This window comes from Jingyaoa shaoxingensis (genome assembly GCF_014385005.1).
GTDB classification, from domain to species: Bacteria; Bacillota; Clostridia; order Lachnospirales; family Lachnospiraceae; genus Marvinbryantia; species Marvinbryantia shaoxingensis.
In genome coordinates this window covers 141,406-163,356 of sequence record NZ_JACRSZ010000004.1, presented here as the reverse complement: position 1 = coordinate 163,356, position 21,951 = coordinate 141,406, and the positions used below count along the sequence as shown (strand labels likewise).

The 21,951-nt window shown below is 44.5% G+C and carries 15 protein-coding genes, 1 pseudogene and 1 riboswitch; of the genes and pseudogenes, 12 read left to right on the top strand and 4 right to left on the bottom strand.

Annotated elements, in window-relative coordinates:
- The first annotated feature begins 210 nt into the window (after positions 1-210).
- From H8716_RS06185 to H8716_RS06165, 5 genes and pseudogenes are all read left to right on the top strand, one after another.
- Positions 211-900, top strand: coding sequence for a D-lyxose/D-mannose family sugar isomerase (locus H8716_RS06185; protein WP_249307700.1), 690 nt, complete (start codon positions 211-213; stop codon positions 898-900).
- Positions 901-925: 25 nt separating this feature from the next.
- Positions 926-1,792: a class II fructose-bisphosphate aldolase gene (locus H8716_RS06180; protein ID WP_249307699.1), complete on the top strand. Its 867-nt coding sequence runs from the start codon at positions 926-928 to the stop codon at positions 1,790-1,792.
- Positions 1,793-1,854: 62 nt separating this feature from the next.
- A pseudogene (gene glgA / locus H8716_RS06175) lies at positions 1,855-3,300 on the top strand (glycogen synthase GlgA); the annotation flags it as partial.
- 904 nt (positions 3,301-4,204) lie between these two features.
- Positions 4,205-4,969 carry a GTP pyrophosphokinase gene (locus H8716_RS06170; protein ID WP_330606488.1) on the top strand — a complete coding sequence of 255 codons (765 nt, stop codon included), beginning with the start codon at positions 4,205-4,207 and terminating at the stop codon, positions 4,967-4,969.
- Between the two features lie 11 nt (positions 4,970-4,980).
- Entirely contained in the window at positions 4,981-5,913 is a 933-nt protein-coding gene (locus H8716_RS06165) for a LysR family transcriptional regulator (RefSeq protein WP_249307698.1), read from the top strand.
- Between the two features lie 109 nt (positions 5,914-6,022).
- On the opposite strand, the gene nagA is transcribed toward H8716_RS06165, so the two are convergent.
- The gene (gene nagA / locus H8716_RS06160) at positions 6,023-7,168 is read right to left on the bottom strand and encodes an N-acetylglucosamine-6-phosphate deacetylase (protein WP_249307697.1); all 1,146 of its coding nucleotides are present in this window, start codon (positions 7,166-7,168) and stop codon (positions 6,023-6,025) included.
- 97 nt (positions 7,169-7,265) lie between these two features.
- The gene (gene nagB / locus H8716_RS06155) at positions 7,266-7,994 is read right to left on the bottom strand and encodes a glucosamine-6-phosphate deaminase (RefSeq protein ID WP_249307696.1); all 729 of its coding nucleotides are present in this window, start codon (positions 7,992-7,994) and stop codon (positions 7,266-7,268) included.
- A gap of 220 nt (positions 7,995-8,214) precedes the next feature.
- Here nagB and H8716_RS06150 point away from each other — a divergent pair, with 220 nt between their 5' ends.
- Together H8716_RS06150 and H8716_RS06145 are read left to right on the top strand one after the other, a co-directional pair.
- A complete protein-coding gene (locus tag H8716_RS06150; RefSeq protein ID WP_249307695.1) occupies positions 8,215-8,670 on the top strand; it encodes a YhcH/YjgK/YiaL family protein in 456 nt (151 codons plus the stop codon).
- Positions 8,671-8,690: 20 nt separating this feature from the next.
- Positions 8,691-9,890, top strand: a complete 1,200-nt coding sequence (locus tag H8716_RS06145; protein WP_249307694.1) for a MalY/PatB family protein — start codon at positions 8,691-8,693, stop codon at positions 9,888-9,890.
- A 102-nt stretch (positions 9,891-9,992) separates the two neighbouring features.
- Here H8716_RS06145 and H8716_RS06140 read toward each other — a convergent pair whose 3' ends face one another.
- Positions 9,993-11,108, bottom strand: a complete 1,116-nt coding sequence (locus tag H8716_RS06140; RefSeq protein WP_249307693.1) for a transglutaminase domain-containing protein — start codon at positions 11,106-11,108, stop codon at positions 9,993-9,995.
- A gap of 225 nt (positions 11,109-11,333) precedes the next feature.
- On the opposite strand from H8716_RS06140, the gene H8716_RS06135 reads away from it, so the two are divergent.
- From H8716_RS06135 to H8716_RS06115, 5 genes are all read left to right on the top strand, one after another.
- Positions 11,334-13,121 carry an ABC transporter ATP-binding protein gene (locus tag H8716_RS06135; protein ID WP_249307711.1) on the top strand — a complete coding sequence of 596 codons (1,788 nt, stop codon included), beginning with the start codon at positions 11,334-11,336 and terminating at the stop codon, positions 13,119-13,121.
- Positions 13,105-14,865: an ABC transporter ATP-binding protein gene (locus H8716_RS06130; RefSeq protein WP_249307692.1), complete on the top strand. Its 1,761-nt coding sequence runs from the start codon at positions 13,105-13,107 to the stop codon at positions 14,863-14,865. Before H8716_RS06135 ends, H8716_RS06130 begins: the two co-directional genes overlap by 17 nt.
- A gap of 63 nt (positions 14,866-14,928) precedes the next feature.
- The gene (locus tag H8716_RS06125; RefSeq protein ID WP_249307691.1) at positions 14,929-17,505 is read left to right on the top strand and encodes a glycoside hydrolase family 3 protein; all 2,577 of its coding nucleotides are present in this window, start codon (positions 14,929-14,931) and stop codon (positions 17,503-17,505) included.
- Positions 17,506-17,525: 20 nt separating this feature from the next.
- Positions 17,526-18,140 carry a uridine kinase gene (gene udk / locus H8716_RS06120; RefSeq protein ID WP_249307690.1) on the top strand — a complete coding sequence of 205 codons (615 nt, stop codon included), beginning with the start codon at positions 17,526-17,528 and terminating at the stop codon, positions 18,138-18,140.
- 112 nt (positions 18,141-18,252) lie between these two features.
- Entirely contained in the window at positions 18,253-19,383 is a 1,131-nt protein-coding gene (locus H8716_RS06115; RefSeq protein ID WP_249307689.1) for a BMP family lipoprotein, read from the top strand.
- Positions 19,384-19,459: 76 nt separating this feature from the next.
- Here the strand turns inward: H8716_RS06115 and H8716_RS06110 are convergent, their stop codons facing one another.
- Positions 19,460-21,451 carry a hybrid sensor histidine kinase/response regulator gene (locus tag H8716_RS06110; RefSeq protein WP_249307688.1) on the bottom strand — a complete coding sequence of 664 codons (1,992 nt, stop codon included), beginning with the start codon at positions 21,449-21,451 and terminating at the stop codon, positions 19,460-19,462.
- A gap of 253 nt (positions 21,452-21,704) precedes the next feature.
- A riboswitch (TPP riboswitch) is annotated at positions 21,705-21,813 on the top strand.
- Positions 21,814-21,951 lie beyond the last annotated feature (138 nt).

Sequence of the window (21,951 nt, the reverse complement as noted above, 5' to 3'; positions counted from 1 at the left end):
AGTTTTCCTCCGTATCTGATATGGTAGTTACAGTTTATCATAAGCTGTGTAGAAAAGCCAGAGAATTCCCTTAATCCTAAAGAAATGCTAAAAGAAAATTAATCAGATTTTAATCTGAACGAATTTTTTTTCGAAACAGAGGTGGAAGAACAGGGAAAAAAATGGTATGATAACTAAGATATAGATTTTTTCTATGAAAGGATGAGAGACATGAAGAGATCGGAAATCAACATAGCACTGAAGAAGATGGAAGATATGATCAACAGACTGAATTATTATCTTCCGCCATTTTGTCATTTCACACCGGAAGAATGGCAGAATAAGGGACATGAATATGATGAAGTCCGTGACAATATGCTTGGATGGGATATCACTGACTTTGGTCAGGGGGATTTTCAGAAGACAGGATTTTCACTGATTACGATCCGTAACGGTAATCAGAAAATGCAGGACGTATATAAGAAGCCTTACGCAGAAAAGCTTCTGTATCTGGATGAAGGACAGTATGCCATGAATCATTTCCACTGGTATAAGATGGAAGATATTATCAACAGAGGTGGTGGAAACATTCTGATTCGTGTGTATAATTCACTTCCGGATGAGTCCATTGATAAAACAGGAGATGTGACCGTACATACAGACGGACTGACCCGCGTGGTTCCGGCCGGAACACAGATCAGACTGACACCAGGTGAGAGCCTGACGATTACACAGGGGATGTATCATGATTTTGAAGTAGAGCCGGGTACAGGTGAAGTGCTGATTGGAGAAGTCAGCCAGTGTAACGACGATGCGAATGATAACCGCTTCAATCCACCGGCAGGACGTTTCCCGGAGATCGAAGAGGATGAGGCACCATATCGTCTGCTCTGCAACGAATATCCACCGGCAAAGGACTGAAATAAACAGATAAGGAGAATGGGATATGTTAGTGACATTAAAAGAGATACTGAAAATTGCTGAAGAAAAAAACATCGCTGTAGGCGCATTCAATGCTCCGAATCTGGAGTCTCTGCAGGCTGTGATGAGTGCAGCAGAGGAAGTACAGCTCCCAGTGATTATCCAGTTTGCACCGGTTCATGAGACATTTAACCTTCTGGCAGATATGGGACCGTTGATGATGGAATATGCGAAGCGTGTATCTGTTCCGGTATGCGTACATCTGGATCACGGTGATACGGTAGAACGTGTACAGCAGGCACTGGATATGGGATTTACCGGTGTTATGATTGACGGTTCTACCCTTCCATATGAGGAAAATGTAGCACTCAGCAAAAAAGTAGTAGAGATGGCTCATGCAGCAGGTGCTTCTGTAGAAGCAGAGCTGGGATCCATGGGAAGAACCGAGACAGGAAGCGGTGAGGGAACAGGTGCCAATGATGAGACTAAGATTTACACCGATCCGGTACTGGCAAAAGATTTTGTGGCACAGACAGGTATTGATGCACTTGCCTGCTCATTTGGAACCACTCACGGAATCTATCTGACGGAGCCGAAGCTGGATTTTGACGTTGTTAAGAATGTACGTGAACAGACCGGCAATATTCCGGTAGTTATGCACGGTGGATCCGGTGTCAGCCATGATGATTATCACACAGCAATCAAGTCTGGTGTACGTAAGATCAACTACTTTACTTACATGGATGTGGCAGGCGGAGCTGCCGCAGCAGAAGCGGTAAAAGCAACTACAGAAGGTAAGCCATATTTCTTCACAGAGATGGCAACCAGAGCAAGAGAGGGCATGAAGAAAAATGTCATGTCGGCAATGAAGATGTTTGCTTTACAGGAATAGAGAGTCCGGCAGACAGAATTATAAAAATATAGAATAAGAAAAAGAAAGGAGCAGCAAGGGGAATGGCTAGAGAGAAAATATTATTTGTGACTTCAGAAGCAGTGCCGTTTATTAAGACCGGAGGTCTTGCCGATGTTGCAGGCACACTGCCAAAATACTTTGACAGAGAAAAATATGATGTTCGTGTAATTTTACCGAAGTATGCATGTATGAAGGGCGAATGGAAGGATAAGCTTCAGTACAGAACGCATTTTGAGATGCAGCTGGCATGGAGAAATATGTATGTAGGAATACTGGAGACAGAGATTGACGGAATTCCGTTCTATTTTATCGATAATGAGTACTATTTCAGTGGTGGATGGCCATACGAAGACATTCGCTGGGACATTGAAAAATTTGCATTTTTCTCAAGAGCTGTCTTGAGCGCGCTCCCATCCATTGATTTCCGTCCTGATATCATTCACTGTCATGACTGGCAGGCTGCACTGGTTCCGGTATATCTGAATGATGCGTTCCAGTCCAATCCGTTCTATCAGAATATTAAGACAGTTATGACCATTCATAATCTGAGATTCCAGGGAATCTATGACAAAAATATTATTCGGGATATTATCGGTATTTCTGACAGCTACTTCACACCGGACAAGCTGGAAGCTTACGGAGATGTGAACCTGCTCAAGGGCGGCATCGTATATGCAGACCGTGTAACTACTGTCAGTGACACTTATGCAGAAGAGATTAAGACAGAATTTTACGGAGAGAAGCTGAATCAGCTTCTTCAGGCACGCTCGAATGTGCTCTCCGGTATTGTCAATGGTATTGATTACAATATTTTCAACCCTGAGACAGATATCCATCTGCCATACAAGTTCAATACACAGAATGTAACAACAGAGAAAGCAAAGAATAAGGTAGAACTTCAGAGACAGCTTGGTCTGCGCGAAGATCCGAATGTAATGATGATCGGTATTGTATCCAGACTGACAGACCAGAAAGGATTTGACCTGATCGAATGCGTGCTGGATGAGATCTGCCAGGATGAAGTGCAGATTGTGGTACTGGGTACCGGTGAGGAACGTTACGAGAATATGTTCCGTTACTATGCATGGAAGTATGCAGGCAAAGTATCTGCCAATATTTATTATTCTGATGAACTGTCCCACAAGATCTACGGTTCCTGTGACGCATTCCTGATGCCGTCTCTGTTTGAGCCGTGTGGACTGAGCCAGATCATGAGCCTGAGATATGGTACCATTCCAATTGTACGTGAGACAGGTGGATTAAAGGATACCGTTATTCCATTTAATGAATTCGAGAACAGTGGAACAGGTTTCAGCTTCCGCAATTACAATGCACATGAGATGATGGCAACTGTACGTTATGCAGAGAGGATCTTCTATGATCAGAAGGAACAGTGGAATAATCTGGTAAAACGTGCGATGGAAGCAGACTTCTCATGGAATGCATCTGCCGAAAAATACGAGATTCTGTACGATCATCTTCTTGGATGGTACTGGCCAAGAGGAGAAAAAAAAGCAGAAGAGGCAGCAGTAGAAGCAGCTCCGGTACAGGTGGAAGAAAAAACACCTGAAAAAGAAGCTGTAGAAGTAAAGGCTGCTGAGGAAAAAGAAGTTGTAGAAGAAAAAGCTCCTGCAAAGAAAGCAACGACCAGAAAAGCATCAACAAAGAAAACTACGACTGAAAAGAAAACTGCAACTGCAAAAAAGACTACCACCAGAAGAACCACAGCTAAGAAGAAAGCAGAAGAGGAAACAGCAGAAGCAGTAAAAACTGAAGAACCTGCAAAAGCAGAGGAGAAGCCTGCAGCACCGGCAGCAGAAAAAGCCCCTGCAAAGAGACGTACCAGAAAGACCACTGCCAAGAAAGTGGAAGAACCGGTGAAGACAGAAGAGCCGAAAAAGGTTGAGGAACCAGTGAAAGCGGAAGAACCTGTAAAGGCAGAGGAACCGGTGAAAGTGGAAGAACCTGTAAAGACAGAGGAACCGGTGAAGGCAGAAGAGCCTGTAAAAGCAGAGGAACCAGTGAAAGCGGAAGAACCTGTAAAGGCAGAGGAACCGATGAAAGTGGAAGAACCTGTAAAGACAGAGGAACCGGTGAAGGCAGAAGAGCCTGTAAAAGCAGAGGAACCGGCGAAGGCAGAAGAACCTGTAAAGACTGAGGAACCAGCCAAGGCAGAAGAACCTGTAAAGGTAGAGGAGCCGAAGAAGGAAGCGCCTGCTAAGAGAGCCGGAAGAAGAGGTTCCAGAAAGAAAAAATAACTGAGCATTTCTGCTCTGAGATGAAAGTCGAAGGAAGAACTCTGGCAGAATATGCCAGAGTTTTTCCGGTTTTACAGGCTAAATAGTATGAAAAGGAGCAGAATGCGGCATATAACGTATTGGATAAGAAAAAATGGGTAATATTCATAAAATAAGAGAACAACTGGACGAAAGAATACGGGAGACTATGGAAGATAAGATTACGGAACGAATGAAAGACAGCAGGCTGATGGACAATTTCCTAGCAAATGAAAAGATTCTGGACCGGATATCCAGACATCTGGAACCAATTGAGCAGATGAATGCTTATTATCGATGTGCCATTATGGAGATCGAGACCAAATTTAAGGTGCTCAGTGAACAGTTTTCCTTAAAATATGACCGTAATCCCATAGAGACGATCAAAAGCAGACTGAAATCCCAGGACAGCATTCTGAAAAAAATGGGCCGCAAGGGAATACCGGTTACGCTGGAAAATATGGAGCGTGAGATTGATGATATTGCAGGAGTGCGTGTTATCTGTTCCTTTGTGGAGGATGTCTATATGCTGGCGGACTGTCTCCTTCAGCAAGATGATATTACTCTGCTGGAAAAGAAGGATTATATTCGTTATCCTAAAGACAGCGGATACCGTAGTCTTCACCTGATTGTTCAGGTGCCGATTTTCCTGCAGAATGAAAAACGTCAGATGAAGGTGGAGGTGCAGATCCGTACACTGGCCATGGATCTGTGGGCGAGCCAGGAACATAAATTACGCTATAAAAAAAGTATCCCGGAAGATGAGGAAGAATCTATCAGCAATGAACTGGCGGAATGTGCGCAGATATTGTCATCTGTAGATACCCGCATGCAGGCACTGAGAACAAAGCTAAGCGAATCCAGATTCCAGGAAGACTGAGGGAAACGATCATGACATTAATGCAGTTAAATTATATTATTACCATTTCGGAGACAGGTTCTTTGAATAAAGCATCGGAGCTGCTGTATGTGTCACAGCCGTCTCTGACCAGTGCAGTAAAAGAACTGGAAAAAGAACTGGGAATTACGATTTTTAACCGCAGTGGAAAAGGGGTAACCCTGACCAATGACGGAGCAGAGTTCCTTTTACACGCCAAGGAAATCTATGGACAGTATCAGAGTGTCATGGAAAAATACGGAAAAGGCGGATCTTATAAAAAGAAATTCGGAGTATCCACACAGCATTATTCTTTTGCAGTGAAAGCGTTTGTAGATATGGTAAAGAGCTATGATATGTCCCAGTACGAATTTGCCATCCGTGAAACAAAAACCAGAGATGTCATCAACGATGTCAGCACTATGCGAAGTGAGATCGGCGTGATGTATCTCTGTGATTTTAACCGGAAAGCCATTCAGAAACTGTTCAGTTCGGCAGGGCTGGAGTTTCATCATCTGATTGACTGTCAGGCATATGTGTATCTCTGGAAAAATCATCCGCTGGCAAAGGAAACATCCATTTGCTTTGAACAGTTAGATCCGTATCCCTGTCTGTCTTTTGAACAGGGAGACAACGGTTCCTTCTATTTCGCAGAAGAGATTCTGTCCACCAACGAATATTCCAGAATCATCAGGGCAAATGACCGTGCCACCATGTTGAATCTGATGGTGGGACTGAACGGATATACCCTTTGCTCCGGTATCATCTGCGAAGAATTAAACGGTACAGATTATATTGCAGTACCATTTTCCGACGATGAATACAACCGTAATACCACGATGGAGATTGGTTATATTGTGCGGAAAAACATGGCACTAAGCAATATGGGAAATCTGTATATTGAGAAAATTCAGAAGTATCTGGGAATTCAGAATCCACAGGGATGAACTGGTTCTCAGAAATATTCAAGAATGCCTCGGCATTCTTGCTGCGAGATGCGCGTCATGCTTTGCATGACGCGTATCTCTGCAATTCTGCCGGAGGTTATTTTGCTTTCTATTTGCTGTATGCTTTAATTCCACAGCAGTAGGTTGCAGCCACGGAATAATCGTCTTTCAGAATAACCAAGTCAGCATCGTATCCGGCGCAGATCTGTCCCTTGCGGTTGTCTACTTTCAGGATGCGTGCAGGATTCAGTGTGCAGGCATGAATGGCAATAAGTACCGGAACTCCGGCCTCTTCAATCAGAACACGCAGACCCTGATTCATTGCCATGGTGCTTCCGGCAATGGTATCAGTACCGGTCAGACGGGCAAGACCATCTTCTCCTACTTCAATATCATGACCACCTAACTGATAATGACCACCGGCAGGGGCATGTTTTACCCGGAGAGAATCAGAGATCATAATGCTGCGCTCTGATCCTTTTGCCTGGAAAAAGATGCCAAGGGCAGCAGGATGAGAATGATGACCGTCACAGATGATCTCACCGTACAGATCATGAATACGGAGAGCAGCGCCGACCAGTCCCGGTTTGCGGTGATGAAGGGAGGTCATACCATTGTATACATGTGTCATGGAAGAGGCACCATTGGCCACAGCCATCAGAGCAGTTTCGTAATCAGAAGAAGAATGCCCCATGCTGACGACCACACCGTGACTTGCACAGTACTTTGTCAGTGTAAAATTTTCATCATGCTCAGGACTTAAGGTAATGTACCGGATCCATCCTTTTGCAGCTTCCTGATAGATGCAAAATTGTTCTACGGTCGGAATGGCAATAGCTTCCGGCGGCTGCGCCCCTTTATAATTCATATCCAGAAACGGGCCTTCAAAATGGATGCCGAGGATCTCAGCACCCTCATATCCATTCTCAATGACAGAGGCCACATTGGCAGCAGCTTTGGTCAGGACATCCGGCATCTGTGTAACGGTAGTCGGAAGGAAAGAAGTAACTCCTTCCTCCGGGATGTGGGAAGTCCAGTAAGCCAGTCCTTCCGGATCAGCATCATTGGTGTCAAATCCATAGGCACCATGGGTGTGAATATCAATAAAACCAGGAAGAATGCGGTTGTTTCCCCAGTCTTCGTCACATTTGACGGTGCTCCATGGCAGAATATTCACAATTTTCTGATCTTTCATCTCAATCTGTGCCGGAACAAACTGACCGGCAATCCAGACACGTTTACTCTGTAAAATCATGCGATAACTCCTTTCGTCATGAACAGACTAATGGGCATGACCAATGGGGACGGAGTTTCCTGGCTCGTTAGAGCCAGGAAACTCCGTCCCCAACTGGCTATTCCATCTTACTCAAAGCGGCTTCATCTGCTACGATGGTTACATCATTGTGAAGCTGAAGAATAGAAGCCGGAACAGCAGGTGTGACAGGACCCTGGAAAGCAGTCTTTACGATCTCTGCTTTGTCTTCTCCGGAAACAACCAGAAGAATCTTCTTTGCCTGCATGATAGTCTTGATACCCATAGTGTAAGCCTGGCGTGGTACATCTTCTTCTTTTTCGAAGAAACGCTTGTTGGCTTCGATCGTGCGTTCTGTCAGGTCTACACAGTGTGTCTCTTTTTCAAATGCAGAACCCGGTTCGTTGAATCCGATATGTCCGTTATGGCCCAGTCCAAGAAGCTGAAGATCAATGCCGCCTGCCTCGCGGATAATCTCATTGTATCTTGCGCAGGCATGTTCACTGTCAGGATCGGTACCGTCAGGAACAAAAGTTCTTGCCTTGTCGATATTGATATGATCAAAGAAATTGTGGTTCATAAAGTAACGATAGCTCTGGTCATTGTCACCGGACAGTCCCTTGTATTCGTCCAGATTCACAGAGGTTACTCTGGAAAAATCCAGATCCCCTTTGTTGTACCATTCGATGAGCTGCTTATAAGTACCGATCGGTGTAGAACCGGTTGCAAGCCCAAGTACACAGTCAGGCTTCATAATAACCTGAGCAGAGATAATGTTAGCAGCTTTACGGCTCATGGAAGCGTAATCTGCAGCACGATAAATAACCATAATAAAAATCCCCCTAAAGATGAATTTACTGTATCTGTTCTATGGAATTACAGATACAGTATGTTTACATTTATCTTACCTGTTATGACAGGAAAAAACAACCGGAAAATGCTTTTTGATGCAGAAATCCTGACTTGCATCATATTTGGAAAAAGCATATAGTTAATATAGCAGGTATACAGAGAATTACCTGAAAATAAGAAAAAGAGAGGGCACGGAGATGATTGTAGACCGTATTGACAGAAGAGATGTATATAATAATTTTGTACCAAACTGGAAAGAAGCATTTGATTTTGCACTGAGTCTGAAGGATGCCGATCCGGGAAGATATGAGTGTGAATCCCTTCCGGCAGGAACTGCATTTGCACTGGTACAGGAAGGTCATACCAGACCATATAAAGAGGGCAAGCTGGAAGCACACCGCAGATATATGGATGTACAGATTTTTCTAAAAGGCGGAGAAGTAGTTTACTATGCAGATATTGACGGACTGGAAGTAACTGTTCCATACAAAGAAGACGCAGATATTGTATTTTACGGACAGGGCGGTCAGCCGGCGAAAGTGACAGAAGGTATGTTTTATGCTGTAATGCCTCATGATGCACATATGCCAAGCATTGATATTGAAGGAACCGGAACATTTCGCAAGATTGTATTAAAGATTAAAGTAGCATAAAAAACAGCAGGAGAGACTCAATGAAATACGATTTTACAACCATTATGGACCGCAGAGGCATGGATGCTATTGCGGTGGATAATATTCCATACAGCGATGTACAGGTGAAGGAAGGATTTTCTGTGATTCCCATGTGGGTTGCGGATATGAACTTCCAGACGGTACCGACGATTCCGGAAGCAATCATTAAGAGGACAGAACATGCAGCGTATGGATATTTTGAGCCAAGGGCAGAATATTATGATTCTATTGTCAACTGGCAGCATGTCAGAAACGGTGTGGAAGGTCTGACAAAGGAAGCCATCGGTTATGAGAATGGTGTGCTGGGCGGTGTAGTCAGTGCTATGAATGTGCTTTGCTCTAAGGGCGACAAGATCCTTGTACATGCACCGACCTATATCGGATTTACCCATTCTCTGGAAAATAACGGCTATCATCTGGTGCTGAGCAGTCTGAAGCAGGATGCGGATGGCATCTGGCGCATGGATTATGAAGATATGGAAAAGAAAATAAAGGAAGAGCATATTCATGCAGCGGTACTCTGCTCACCGCACAATCCATGCGGAAGAGTCTGGGAGAGATGGGAGCTGGAAAAAGCCATGGAGCTGTATCGCAAATACGATGTGTATGTGGTATCAGATGAGATCTGGTCCGATCTGACCCTGACCGGTTACCGGCATATTCCGACGCAGATGATTTCTGAGGATGCGAAGATGCGTACCATTGCCATGTATGCACCGTCCAAGACCTTCAATCTGGCAGGTCTGGTGGGAAGCTATCATATTATCTACAATCCGTATCTGAGAGAAAGAATTCGTAAGGAATCCTCACTGTCCCATTATAACACCATGAATGTACTGTCCATGTATGCACTGACTGGCGGGTACAGTGAAGCCGGAATGCAGTGGGTAGATGAACTGTGTCAGGTACTGACAGAAAATGTGGATTTTGCGTACAAATACATCAGAGAACACTTTGAAGGAGTGGAAGTATCCAGACCGCAGGGAACGTATATGTTGTTTTTAGACTGTCAGAAATGGTGCGAGACACACAATGTTACCATTGACGAGCTGCAGAAAAAAGGTGTGAAAGTCGGTGTCATCTGGCAGGATGGCAGACCATTTCACGGGGAATACGGTATCCGCATGAATCTGGCATTGCCAAAACAGCTGGTAGAAGAGGCATTTGAACGTCTGACAAAATGGGTATTTGTCGATTAACAAATAAACAGAAGTTCTTTCTGAATGATAAAATGAAAAGCCATAGATCAGTAAAATATCGAGTGATCTATGGCTTTTTGAGTAGGAAAAATTTTGCTGGATTTATGACAGATCAACAGTTACAGTAACCAGATAGTACCCACCGGTCAGACTGAGGGAACTGGTCTGGATGGAAAAATTATAACTTCCCAGATACAGGGCATCCGCTACCGTAGACAGGTAGCCGTCACGGTAATTTTCATCATGAAGGATGGCATCGTTGCATTCTTGATTGTAGACTGCAAAACGGAAGGTGTGCTCTCCGGTGCCGTATTGTATCATCAGATCCTGCATAGCGTAATCATACTCGTAGATGTCTGAAACATGCCAGACAGAGTCATAATCATCCAGCCAGGTGAGGGCGCCCAGTTCTGCAGGCATTCCGTATAATGCCTCATAAGTATATGCATCACCGTCACATACAGGGAGAAACAGGCAATTATCATCTCTTATATGCGTATCTGCAAAAGCAGGAGTGGAATCGGAACGGTTGTACTGTGCATAACTGATCAGTCCGGCACTTGCCAGACTGGTATCGTCCCAGGTAAGATCTACATTATAATACCTTCCGTCCAGACAGATGATATTCCATGCATGTGCTGACCAGTCGGTATCATCAGAAGAACTGCCAAGGGCAGAACCTTCACAGTAGTAGCAGGGAATGCCGAGACAAGTCATCAGATACTGAAATGCTTTGGCATATCCTGCACAGACCGTGTTCTGTTGACAGAGCGCACTGTATAGTGTCTGATTATAACTGCTCTCACCGGAGTAGGTAATCATGGAAGCCAGACGGTCGTGAACATATTTTTCCTGTTGCCATGTTGGAAGATCATAGAGATCACCAATCATGGTATCACGTTGTATTTCCAGGGCAATACGGTTCTCGTCCAGATTGTCAGCAAGATCATAGAAACCGGCGGTAATGCGGGTTACTTCTTCCGTGCCGGTCAGATGTTGTCGGTACTCATATTGAAAACTCTCATTCAGCCAGAACAACTGAGGCTGATCCTTACATACTGCCCGCATAATGCGATTGGCAGAGTCAAGAGAAATTGCACGATTCGGCGAAAAAGAAGCATTCCCTGCAGAAAATTCCTCCACAGCCTGAGCATAGACAGCCTGTTCGTCTTCAGATAACTGGGCAAAATAAATGTAAAGCTGCGGATCAAAAGACACAGCTGCTTCTTCCTCTGCATGCACTGCTAAGCCGGAAAAAAACCAGAATACAGACAGAACAATGCTTAATATAAAAAATAATTTCTTTGTATAAAATAATCTCGTCATTTTCATACAACCAGTATAAAAAAGTTTCAGATAAAAAGCAATTTATATTTCCTGAACCGTTTGAAAAACCCCTCATGACCGAGTATAATAAAAAGAAAACTTAAAGGGGAAATGAGTTTGAGATCACTTTTGAAATACTTAAAGAATTACAAAAAAGAGACGGTTCTGGCACCGCTGTTCAAACTGCTGGAAGCGTCTTTTGAACTGTTTGTACCGCTTGTCATGGCGGCAATCATTGACCATGGTATCGGCAAATCAGACGGGGCATATGTCCTGAAGATGGGCGGAGTCCTGATTGCCCTGGGCATTATCGGTCTGGTATGTTCTATTACTGCCCAGTATTTTGCAGCAAAGGCAGCAACGGGATTTTCCACAGAACTGCGGCATGAATTATTTGAACATATTCAGAATCTGTCTTATACCAGGATGGACAAGATAGGAACTTCCACACTGATCACCCGTATGACCAGTGATATCAATCAGGTACAATCGGGGGTCAATCTGGTGCTGAGATTATTCCTTCGTTCCCCGTTTATCGTATTCGGTGCTATGATTATGGCATTTACCGTAGATGTGAAGGCAGCACTGGTTTTTGTAGTAGCTATTCCACTGTTATCGCTGGTGGTATTTGGTATTATGCTGATTACTATGCCATTATACCGTAAAGTACAGACCAATCTGGATGCAGTACTTGGTGTGACCAGAGAGAATCTGACCGGTGTGCGTGTCATCCGTGCATTTAATAAAGAGGCAGATGAAAAAGAACGTTTTGAACAGCAGAACCAGATGCTGACAGATGCACAGAAGTTCGTAGGAAAGATCTCCGGGCTGATGAATCCAGTTACCTACATCATTGTAAATGGAGCATTAATAGTGCTGATCTATACCGGAGCACTTCGTGTGGATGCGGGCATTATTACCCAGGGACAGGTTGTGGCACTGGTAAACTATATGTCACAGATTCTGGTAGAACTGGTGAAGCTGGCAAACCTGATCATTACTGTAACCAAGGCATTTGCCTGTGGTAACCGTATTCAAAGTGTATTTGAAGAAGAAAGCGGTATGCCGGAAGGAGATCTGCTGTGGACAGACATAGAAAAATCAGAGACTCCGGTGGTAGAATTCGACCATGTGAATTTACGTTATGAAGGCGCCGGAGAGGATTCTCTGACTGACATCAGTTTCCGGGCCATGCCGGGACAGACCATTGGTATCATCGGCGGTACCGGATCCGGAAAATCTTCTTTGGTGAACCTGATCCCGAGATTCTACGATGCGGCAGCAGGTGCGGTACGTATCAATGGAAAGGATGTAAAGGACTATAAAGTAGAAGAACTGCGTACCCATATCGGTGTAGTACCGCAGAAGGCCGTGCTGTTTAAGGGAACCATTGCGCAGAACCTGCGCTGGGGAAAAGAAACGGCCACAGATGCAGAACTGGAAAAAGCCATTGAGATCTCTCAGGCGAAGGAATTCGTGGATGGAAAAGAGGATCGTCTGAATTACCAGATTGAGCAGAACGGAAAGAACTTGTCCGGCGGTCAGCGTCAGCGTCTGACCATCGCCAGAGCACTGGTGAGAAATCCTGAGATTCTGATCCTGGATGACAGTGCATCTGCACTGGATTTTGCCACAGATGCGAAGCTTCGTAAGGCAATCCGTCAGATGGACAGCCACCCGGTAGTATTTATCGTGTCACAGCGTGCCTCTTCCATTCAGTATGCAGACCAGATTCTGGTACTGGAAGACGGTGAAATGGCAGGTCTCGGAACTCATGCCGAATTGATGGAAAGCTGTGAGATCTATCGTGAGATCTATGAATCACAGTTCGAGACAAAAAAGAATCAGAATGTAGCTGGTGCAGAGACTGAGAAAGGGGTGATGGATCATGGCACAGACAAATAAGAAAAATGAGAAACAGAGTGAGACATTAAAAAAAGTGCTCCGTTACCTTGGAAAGTACCGGATTTATCTGGTATTCACAATTTTACTGGCAGCTCTGACCGTGGCTTTGACTTTATATGTACCGAAGCTGACAGGAGCAGCAGTGGATGATATTGTAGGACCGGGACAGGTGAATTTTAGTGGTGTGATACAGATCCTTGTGAAAATCGGTGTCAGTATTGCAATCACTGCATTTGCCCAGTGGCTGATGAATATCTGCAATAATAAGATGACTTACCAGATCGTGCAGGATGTGCGAAATGAAGCGTTCAAAAAGATCGAGATTCTGCCGTTGAAATACATTGACGGACATCCTTACGGGGAGATCGTCAGCCGTGTCATCGCAGATGTAGACCAGTTCGCCGACGGACTTCTCATGGGATTTACCCAGTTATTTACCGGTGTGGCAACCATCATTGGAACACTGGGATTCATGCTTTCTGTAAACGTAAAAATTACACTGGTAGTAGTAATCATCACTCCGGTATCCTTCTTTGTGGCTGGATTTATCGCAAAGAGAACCTATACCATGTTTAAGCTTCAGTCCGAGACAAGAGCAGAACAGACAGGACTGATTGATGAAATGATCGGTAATCAGAAAGTGGTACAGGCGTTCGGGCAGGGCAGACACGTTCTGGAACGTTTTGATGAAATCAATGACCGATTGCAGAAATGTTCCTTAAGAGCCATTTTCTTCTCGTCTATTACGAATCCATCTACTCGTTTTGTCAACAGTCTGGTATATGCAGGTGTGGGAATTACCGGCGCATTTTCCGCTATCCAGGGCAGACTGTCAGTTGGACAGCTTACCTGTTTCCTGAGTTATGCGAACCAGTATACCAAGCCATTTAACGAGATCTCCGGCGTGGTAACAGAACTGCAGAATGCCATTGCCTGTGCGGGAAGAATTTTTGATTTGATTGAAGAGGAACCGCAGATTCCGGAAGCGGAACATGCAGTAACGTTGACAGATGTAAAAGGAAATATCGAATTAAAAGACGTGAAGTTCTCCTATGTACCGGAACAGAAACTGATCCGGGATCTGAACCTGAAAGTAAAACCGGGACAGAGAGTGGCAATTGTAGGTCCGACCGGATGTGGAAAGACCACGCTGATCAACCTGCTCATGCGTTTTTATGATGTGACCGGAGGATCTATAGCAGTAGAGGGAACGGATGTCCGTGATCTGACCAGAAGCAGTCTGCGTGCAGGATTTGGCATGGTACTTCAGGAGACCTGGCTGAGAACCGGCACGATCCGTGACAATATCATTATGGGGAAACCGGATGCAACAGAGGAAGAGATCATTGCGGCGGCAAAGGCTTCTCATGCACACAGTTTTATCCGTCGTCTGCCGAAAGGCTATGATACCTGGATTACAGAGGATGGCGGCAACTTATCCCAGGGACAGAAGCAGCTGCTGTGTATTACCAGAGTCATGCTGTGTCGTCCGCCAATGTTGATTCTGGATGAAGCAACCTCATCCATTGATACGAGAACCGAGATTAAAATTCAGAAAGCATTTGCTTCCCTGATGGAAGGAAGAACCAGTTTCATTGTAGCACACAGACTTTCCACCATCCGCGAGGCAGATGTGATTCTGGTTATGAAAGATGGCAATATCATTGAACAGGGAACTCATCAGGAACTTCTGAATCAGGGTGGATTCTATAAGGACCTGTATGAGAGCCAGTTCGCAGGATGATAACAGACAGATGCTCATATCTGTTGAAGCTAGACATTTTATAAAAAGCGGGGGAAAAGAACTATGAAAGAGTACAGAGCGAACAGAACCTCAGAAATGACACAGTCCGAATTGAACCATCAGAAAAGAGTACGCGAACTTGCCGGTGAGTGTATGGTCATTCTGGAAAATGACGGAGTACTGCCGTTAAAAGAAAACGGAAAAGTAGCATTGTACGGAAATGGGGCCAGACACACCATCAAAGGCGGTACCGGATCAGGAGATGTGAATGCCAGAAATGTGGTTACGATCGAACAGGGCTTAAAAGATGCCGGATTTACGGTTATGACAGAAAACTGGCTGAATGCATACGATGAACAGATCAGAGAAGAAAAAGCAGCACACCAGAAAAAGATCAAAAAGATTGCTGCCGAACTGCATAAGCCGGAGATCAATGTAGCATTTGATTATCCTTATGAAGATCCGGATGCGCCGGAGATTACAGAAAAAGAAGATGCAGAGCTTGCCATCTATGTACTTTCCAGAAATTCCGGAGAAGGAAAGGACCGTTACTGTCGTAAGGGGGATTATCTGCTGACTGACAGGGAAGAAGCAAATATTCGTTTTGTAACAGAGCATTATGAGAAGAGCATGGTGTTGCTCAATACAGGTGGGATCATAGATACTGCATTCTTACGTGGTATGGATAACTTAAATGCGCTGGTGATTATCGGACAGACCGGAAGTGAAGGCGGTCACATTGTGGCGGATGTACTGACCGGAAAGATCATTCCTTCCGGAAAACTGACAGATACCTGGGCAAAAAGTTATGCAGATTATCCGTCTTCTGCAGAGTACAGCCACAATAATGGCAATGTAAATGATGAATATTACAAAGAAGATATTTTTGTAGGCTATCGCTATTTTGATACCTTTGGCGTGGAACCTGCTTACTGTTTCGGTTATGGCAGATCCTACACGACATTTGAGCTGAAGGCAGACAGTGTGGAACAGGACGGAGCTTACTTAAGATTCTGGGTGGATGTGAAAAATACCGGATCTGAATATGCGGGAAAAGAAGTAGTACAGGTCTATGCGTCCGCACCGGAAGGACAACTGGAAAAACCATATCAGGAACTGGCAGCATTCCAGAAAACAGGTCTGCTTCAGCCAGGTGAAAATGAATTTCTGATGATTCGTTTCCCACTGGCAGCCCTTGCCTCTTACAGCAGCGAAGAAGCCGCATGGAAGCTGGAAGCCGGAGATTATCTGATCCGTGTGGGTAACAGCTGCGCAAATACGATTCCTGTGGCAGTTGTCCGTATGGAACAGATGAAAAAGACCGCACAGTTAAAGAATCTGTTTGACGAGGAAAGCGATCTTCCAAAGCTGTCTGATACAGAAGCAGGAAGAGAAGCACTGGCACAGAGAAATGCCAGAGTCAAGAGTGAGACAGAAGAAGCACTGGAAACTGTGCCGGTAATAACCGTGGATCCACAGAAAATTGACTGTGAGGAACCGGAATATCATACAGGGGAAAGAAAAGTTTTCGAAGATCATTTCGCCGGAAGAAGACTGACAATGACAGATGTAAAAAACGGAGATGTGTATCTGGAGGATCTGGTAGCACAGCTCAGTGTGGAAGAACTGGCAAACTTATGTGTCGGAACGGAGCGTCTGGATGATGATGCCAATGTGGTTGGCTGTGCATCAGACAGAGTCATCGGTGCAGCAGGAGAGACCTGGTCCGGGCTGGAAGAGAGCCGGAAGATCCCGGTACTGATTCTGGCAGACGGACCTGCAGGCTTACGTCTTCAGCCACATTTTAAGACCACGGCAGAAGGAGAGAAGATCTCAGGTGGAGAAATATTCGGAATGTCATTCCGTCCGTTCCCGGAAAATCTTCCGGAAGGTACATTAGACTATTATCAGTATTGTACCGCGATTCCGATTGCGAGCACACTGGCACAGTCCTGGGATATGGATCTGGTCAGACAGATGGGAGAGATCGTAGGTGAAGAGATGCAGCAGTTTGGTGTGCACCTCTGGCTGGCTCCCGGTATGAATATTCATCGTAATCCACTTTGTGGAAGAAACTTTGAATATTATTCTGAGGATCCATATCTGACCGGACGCTGCGCAGCCGCAGACACACTGGGAGTACAGTCCATAGATGGACAGGGTACCACTATTAAGCATTTTGCAGCCAACAATCAGGAAGACAACCGTAATTATACCAATGCGCATATCAGTGAACGAGCACTGAGGGAGATCTACTTAAGAGGATTTGAGATTGCCGTAAAAGAGGCACATCCATATTCCATCATGACTTCTTACAATCTGATTAATGGCATTCATTCAGCTAACCGCCATGATATGCTTCAGGTGGCAGCAAGAGAAGAATGGGGATTTGACGGATTTGTCATGACAGACTGGTATGCCACCCAGGATACCTCCATTATGGGACAGGCACCGGATAAATATACCTGGGCCAGTGCAAAGCAGGCAATCCATGCAGGCAATGATATGCTGATGCCGGGATGTGCATTAAATGTGGAAGATCTGATTCAGGGTACGGAAGAAGGAACAGAAATGATACTGGCAGATCTGCAGCATTGTGTGAAAAATATTCTGAGCATCGGTCTGAGGACTATGAAATAAAGGACAGAGGGGAAAATAACATGGGATGTGTAATCATCGGAAGTGCCGGGGGATCCGGTTCTGGTAAGTCTACATTTACCAACAAGTTAAAAGCACTGTACGGAGATAAGATTACAGTTCTTTATCATGATAACTATTATCGCAGACATGATGAACTGTCACTGGAGGAACGGAAGCATATTAACTATGATGATCCGGCAGCACTGGAGACAGATCTTCTGGTAGAACACCTGAAGCAGTTAAAAGAAGGAAAAACGATTCAGTGTCCGACCTATGACTATTCACTGCATAACCGGAAGGAAGAGACTGTGGAGATTCATCCAAACAGAATCATTCTTCTGGAAGGCATTCTGGCACTTCAGAACGAAGAACTGCGCAATATGTTTGATATCAAGATTTTTGTGGAAGCAGATGCAGACGAGCGTATTTTGCGAAGAGTGGTGCGTGATGTAAAAGAGCGTGGACGTGATCTGGAAGGTATTATTGAACAGTATCTGACAACAGTAAAACCGATGCATTATATTTATGTAGAGCCAACCAAAGCGCTGGCTGATATTGTGATCAACAGCGGACAGAATGAAGTGGCTTTCGACCTGGTAAAAACCAAAATTGACCAGTTACTGAAAGAAGAATAAGGAAAGATACGGAGCTTTTTCCAGTTCTTTTCCTTGCCTGACTCAGGAAAAAATGTTAAGATACAAGTAGCTTTAAAAGAAACGTAAAAAGAAGAAAAAGGAGGATATTTTCATGAAGAAAACAATTCTTGCAGCAGCAGTGTTAGGTGCAGCTACACTTTCCATGGCAGCACCTGCAATGGCAGAGGGAGACTACAAAGTAGCAATGGTTACAGACTCAGGTGATATCACAGACCAGTCTTTTAACCAGACCACTTATGAAGCATGCAAGGCATTCTGTGAGGAAAATGGTCTTGACTTCAACTACTATAAACCAGACGGAGACTCTGACGAAGCACGTATCGCAAGCTGTGACCAGGCGATTGCAGACGGATACAACATTCTGGTACTTCCGGGATATTTGTTTGCAGCATCTGTTGTAGAAGAATCTCCGGTATACCCGGATGTGAAATTCATAGCACTGGATATGTCTGAAGGTGATCTGACAGGTGCGGCCGGTGTAGATGATGTCACACAGGCATATAACACAGAGAATACCTACTGTGCAATCTATCAGGAAGAGATTCCTGGATACATGGCAGGATATGCAGCAGTAAAAATGGGTTACAGACACCTTGGATTCCTGGGCGGAATGTCCGTACCTGCAGTTATCCGTTATGGTTTCGGTTATGTACAGGGAATCAATGCAGCAGCAGAAGAACTGGGTGTGACAGATGATGTAACAGTAGAATACGCTTACGGCGGACAGTTCTACGGTGATGCAGATATCACAGCAGCTATGGATACATGGTATTCTACCAACGGTGTAGAAGTTGTCTTCGCATGTGGCGGCGGTATCTACACATCTGCAGCAGAAGCAGCAGCTAAGGTTGACGGAAAAGTCATCGGTGTTGACTCTGACCAGGCTCCTATTATTGATGCATATGGAGAAGGTATGACTGTTACTTCCGCAATGAAGGGTCTTGCTCCTACTGTAAACACTCTGCTTTCCGCAATTGTTCTGGATGACACATGGTCAGATTATGTTGGAAAGATTGATAATCTTGGTCTGGTATCTGACAACGTAGAAGAAAACTACGTACAGCTTCCGCTTGAAAGCACACAGTGGAATGATGGATTCACAGAAGATGATTACAAAACTCTGGTAGCGGATATGTTAGCAGGAAAGATTACAGTTGATAACAGTATCGAAGCTATGCCGGAAGTTGCTGTTACAGTAAACGACCTTGGAAACATCAAATAAGATACAGAAAAAGTATTTCTGAAAAAGATAAGAAAGCCGGGTGGAATAAAAGTTCCATCCGGCTTTTTTCTTCCATTTATAGACCAGAAGAAAGAACCTTTGCAAGCTTCTGCAGCAGGCTGGCGATGTCCACCGGTTTGATAATATAATCATTCATGCCGGCAGCAAAAGCAGCTTCTTTGTCTTCTTTAAAAGCATTGGCGGTCATGGCAATAATTGGAATGCTGCTGCGTTCATCCGGGAGTGCGCGTATGGCTCTGGCTGCCTGATAACCGTTCATGTGTGGCATCTGGATATCCATGAGAACCAGATCATAATATCCGGCAGGGGCGTTTTTCAGCATAGACAGGGCAGATGCACCATCAGTGGCCAGTTCTGTCTTCATCTGTGCATCTTCCAGAACAGTCTGTGCGATCTCGGCATTTAGCGGATTATCTTCTGCCAGAAGAACACGGATATCTTTCAGAATATGCAGATCAGAAGGAGCCTGTTTTTGCAAAGTCTGTCGGTCTTCCGGTCTGGCAATACGAAGCGGAATCGTGACGGTGAACTGAGTGCCTTTTCCGGGCTCACTGTCTACCTGGATCTGGCCGTTCATAAGATCAACAAAAGACTTTACAATCTTAAGACCCAGCCCACTGCCAATAATACCGCTTTCAGAAGAATCATGTTCTCTGGAAAAGGCTTCAAACAGATGGGGCTGGTATTCTTTACTGATACCAATGCCGCTGTCCGTTACGATAATACGCAGCGTCGTAAATGCATCCCGATCAGAAGGAAGTTCATCGACAGACAGAGCAATTGTTCCATTATCCGGGGTGTATTTCACTGCGTTACTGAGCAGATTCATAATGATTTCCCGTACCTTCATGACATCGCAGATCACGTCAGGATGCGGAAGATGGAGGTCTTTCTGTATAGTAAGATGTTTCTTGGAAATCTCGTTATCCAGAAGAATATCCAGTGTGTTTTGAAGCTGGGAAAGATCCCATGGCTCTTCATGCAGAGTCTCCTTCCCATTTTCAATACGTGCCATTTCCAGAATATTTCCAATCAATGACAGAAGAAACTGACTGGCGTCTTTTAATTTCCGGAGATAACCAGTGGTGGGTTCCTTTTCACCCCAGTGAGCCTCCATTAACTGTGCATAACCAATAATGGCATTCATTGGTGTGCGCAGGTCATGGGACATGGCGAATAGAAAAGAAGACTTGGCACGGCTACCTTCTTCTGCTTTTTTCAATGCATTGCGCAGTACAATCATGTCAGAAACATCCAAAAACGTGGTCACAACAGCGCGTTCACCACTTGGAATCCAAAAGATCTTCGTTTTGGCCATAATGTGGCATTCTTCAGGAGAATCTTTGTATAAGATACATTCATAATCTACAAAATCGTCATTATTACGCAGATTTTTCAGCCGGTCAACAGTTCGGGCGTCAGGATAATAGACCTTGGCCAGGACGCTGCCCAGATGATGCTGTGCATCATCTATATTTTTAAGACCATACATACGAAGGGCTTCTGCATTCATATGAATCATCTTGTGATCTGGGAGTGTATAGGCCATGACACCACAGCTCTGGATATCTAGCAGTTCCTGATAATAATTTTCCTGTATAAGCTGTTCCCTGCGGAGTGTCTGGTTCAGCTCTGCCAACCGCATTTCTGCAAATTTAGTTTTTTCCAGCCGGATGGTATCAGAGATATCCTGATGTGTACCGGTAATAATGACAATATCTGTATCAGACGAGATACAGACACCGCCACAGCGTATCATCATTTCTCCCAGGACAGGGTGAATATAACGATAAACGATTTCAGAGCGTATTTCTGATAATTTGTCAGAATATTCTTTAAACAGTTCCATATCATCAGGATGAATACGTGTGCGGTGAAAAATAAATCGTTCCTGCGGACTGATGTCTCCGGAAATACCAAGCAATTCATCCATAACGGCATCAGCGTAGAAACGTGGCTGTATATGTGCGCCAAATTCTACGCGCCACGTTCCTATTCTGGAAGAACGAAGAATGTCCCGGATCTCGGTCGAATTTAGTAAACTCATAGAAACTCCCCCCATGAAGTAATCAACTTAAATATTATTGTAACTGTTCAGAGCCAACCTCCAAAATGCTGCGCATTTCATCGGTATGGCGTATCCGCCAAATAAAATTTCAAAAACAGGTTTAAAAATGCAAGCATTTTATACCTGTTTTGTGAAATTTTGCTTGGCTCTGAACAGTTACATATTATTATAAAAATATCCGAAAAAAAAGTCCAGATGGAATTGCATTTCACAGGTATCAGAGCTATAATGTATGAGATAGAAGGGGAGCCTGCCGGAAGCAGGCTGAGAACAGAATATTTGGTCTGGACCCATAACCTGATTTGGATAATGCCAACGTAGGGATATATCGAATACATGTATTTATGTGTAATTACAGCGGATATGTCTTCGGGCGTATCCGTTTTTTATCTCAGTCGAGGATGCGCAGTGATTCTGATAGGAATATGTCAGCTTTGCTGACCAGAATCGCGTGCCAAGTCTCACGGACGTTCGACTTG

Excerpts from the sequence above, each read along its gene's own strand:
- H8716_RS06110 (WP_249307688.1), bottom strand. The coding sequence starts at position 21,451 with ATGAGTTTACTAAATTCGACCGAGATCCGGGACATTCTTCGTTCTTCC.
- H8716_RS06115 (WP_249307689.1), top strand. The coding sequence starts at position 18,253 with ATGAAGAAAACAATTCTTGCAGCAGCAGTGTTAGGTGCAGCTACACTT.
- H8716_RS06130 (WP_249307692.1), top strand. The coding sequence starts at position 13,105 with ATGGCACAGACAAATAAGAAAAATGAGAAACAGAGTGAGACATTAAAA.
- H8716_RS06125 (WP_249307691.1), top strand. The coding sequence starts at position 14,929 with ATGAAAGAGTACAGAGCGAACAGAACCTCAGAAATGACACAGTCCGAA.
- nagB (WP_249307696.1), bottom strand. The coding sequence starts at position 7,994 with ATGGTTATTTATCGTGCTGCAGATTACGCTTCCATGAGCCGTAAAGCT.
- H8716_RS06150 (WP_249307695.1), top strand. The coding sequence starts at position 8,215 with ATGATTGTAGACCGTATTGACAGAAGAGATGTATATAATAATTTTGTA.
- H8716_RS06185 (WP_249307700.1), top strand. The coding sequence starts at position 211 with ATGAAGAGATCGGAAATCAACATAGCACTGAAGAAGATGGAAGATATG.
- H8716_RS06180 (WP_249307699.1), top strand. The coding sequence starts at position 926 with ATGTTAGTGACATTAAAAGAGATACTGAAAATTGCTGAAGAAAAAAAC.
- H8716_RS06145 (WP_249307694.1), top strand. The coding sequence starts at position 8,691 with ATGAAATACGATTTTACAACCATTATGGACCGCAGAGGCATGGATGCT.
- udk (WP_249307690.1), top strand. The coding sequence starts at position 17,526 with ATGGGATGTGTAATCATCGGAAGTGCCGGGGGATCCGGTTCTGGTAAG.
- H8716_RS06170 (WP_330606488.1), top strand. The coding sequence starts at position 4,205 with ATGGGTAATATTCATAAAATAAGAGAACAACTGGACGAAAGAATACGG.
- nagA (WP_249307697.1), bottom strand. The coding sequence starts at position 7,168 with ATGATTTTACAGAGTAAACGTGTCTGGATTGCCGGTCAGTTTGTTCCG.
- H8716_RS06165 (WP_249307698.1), top strand. The coding sequence starts at position 4,981 with ATGACATTAATGCAGTTAAATTATATTATTACCATTTCGGAGACAGGT.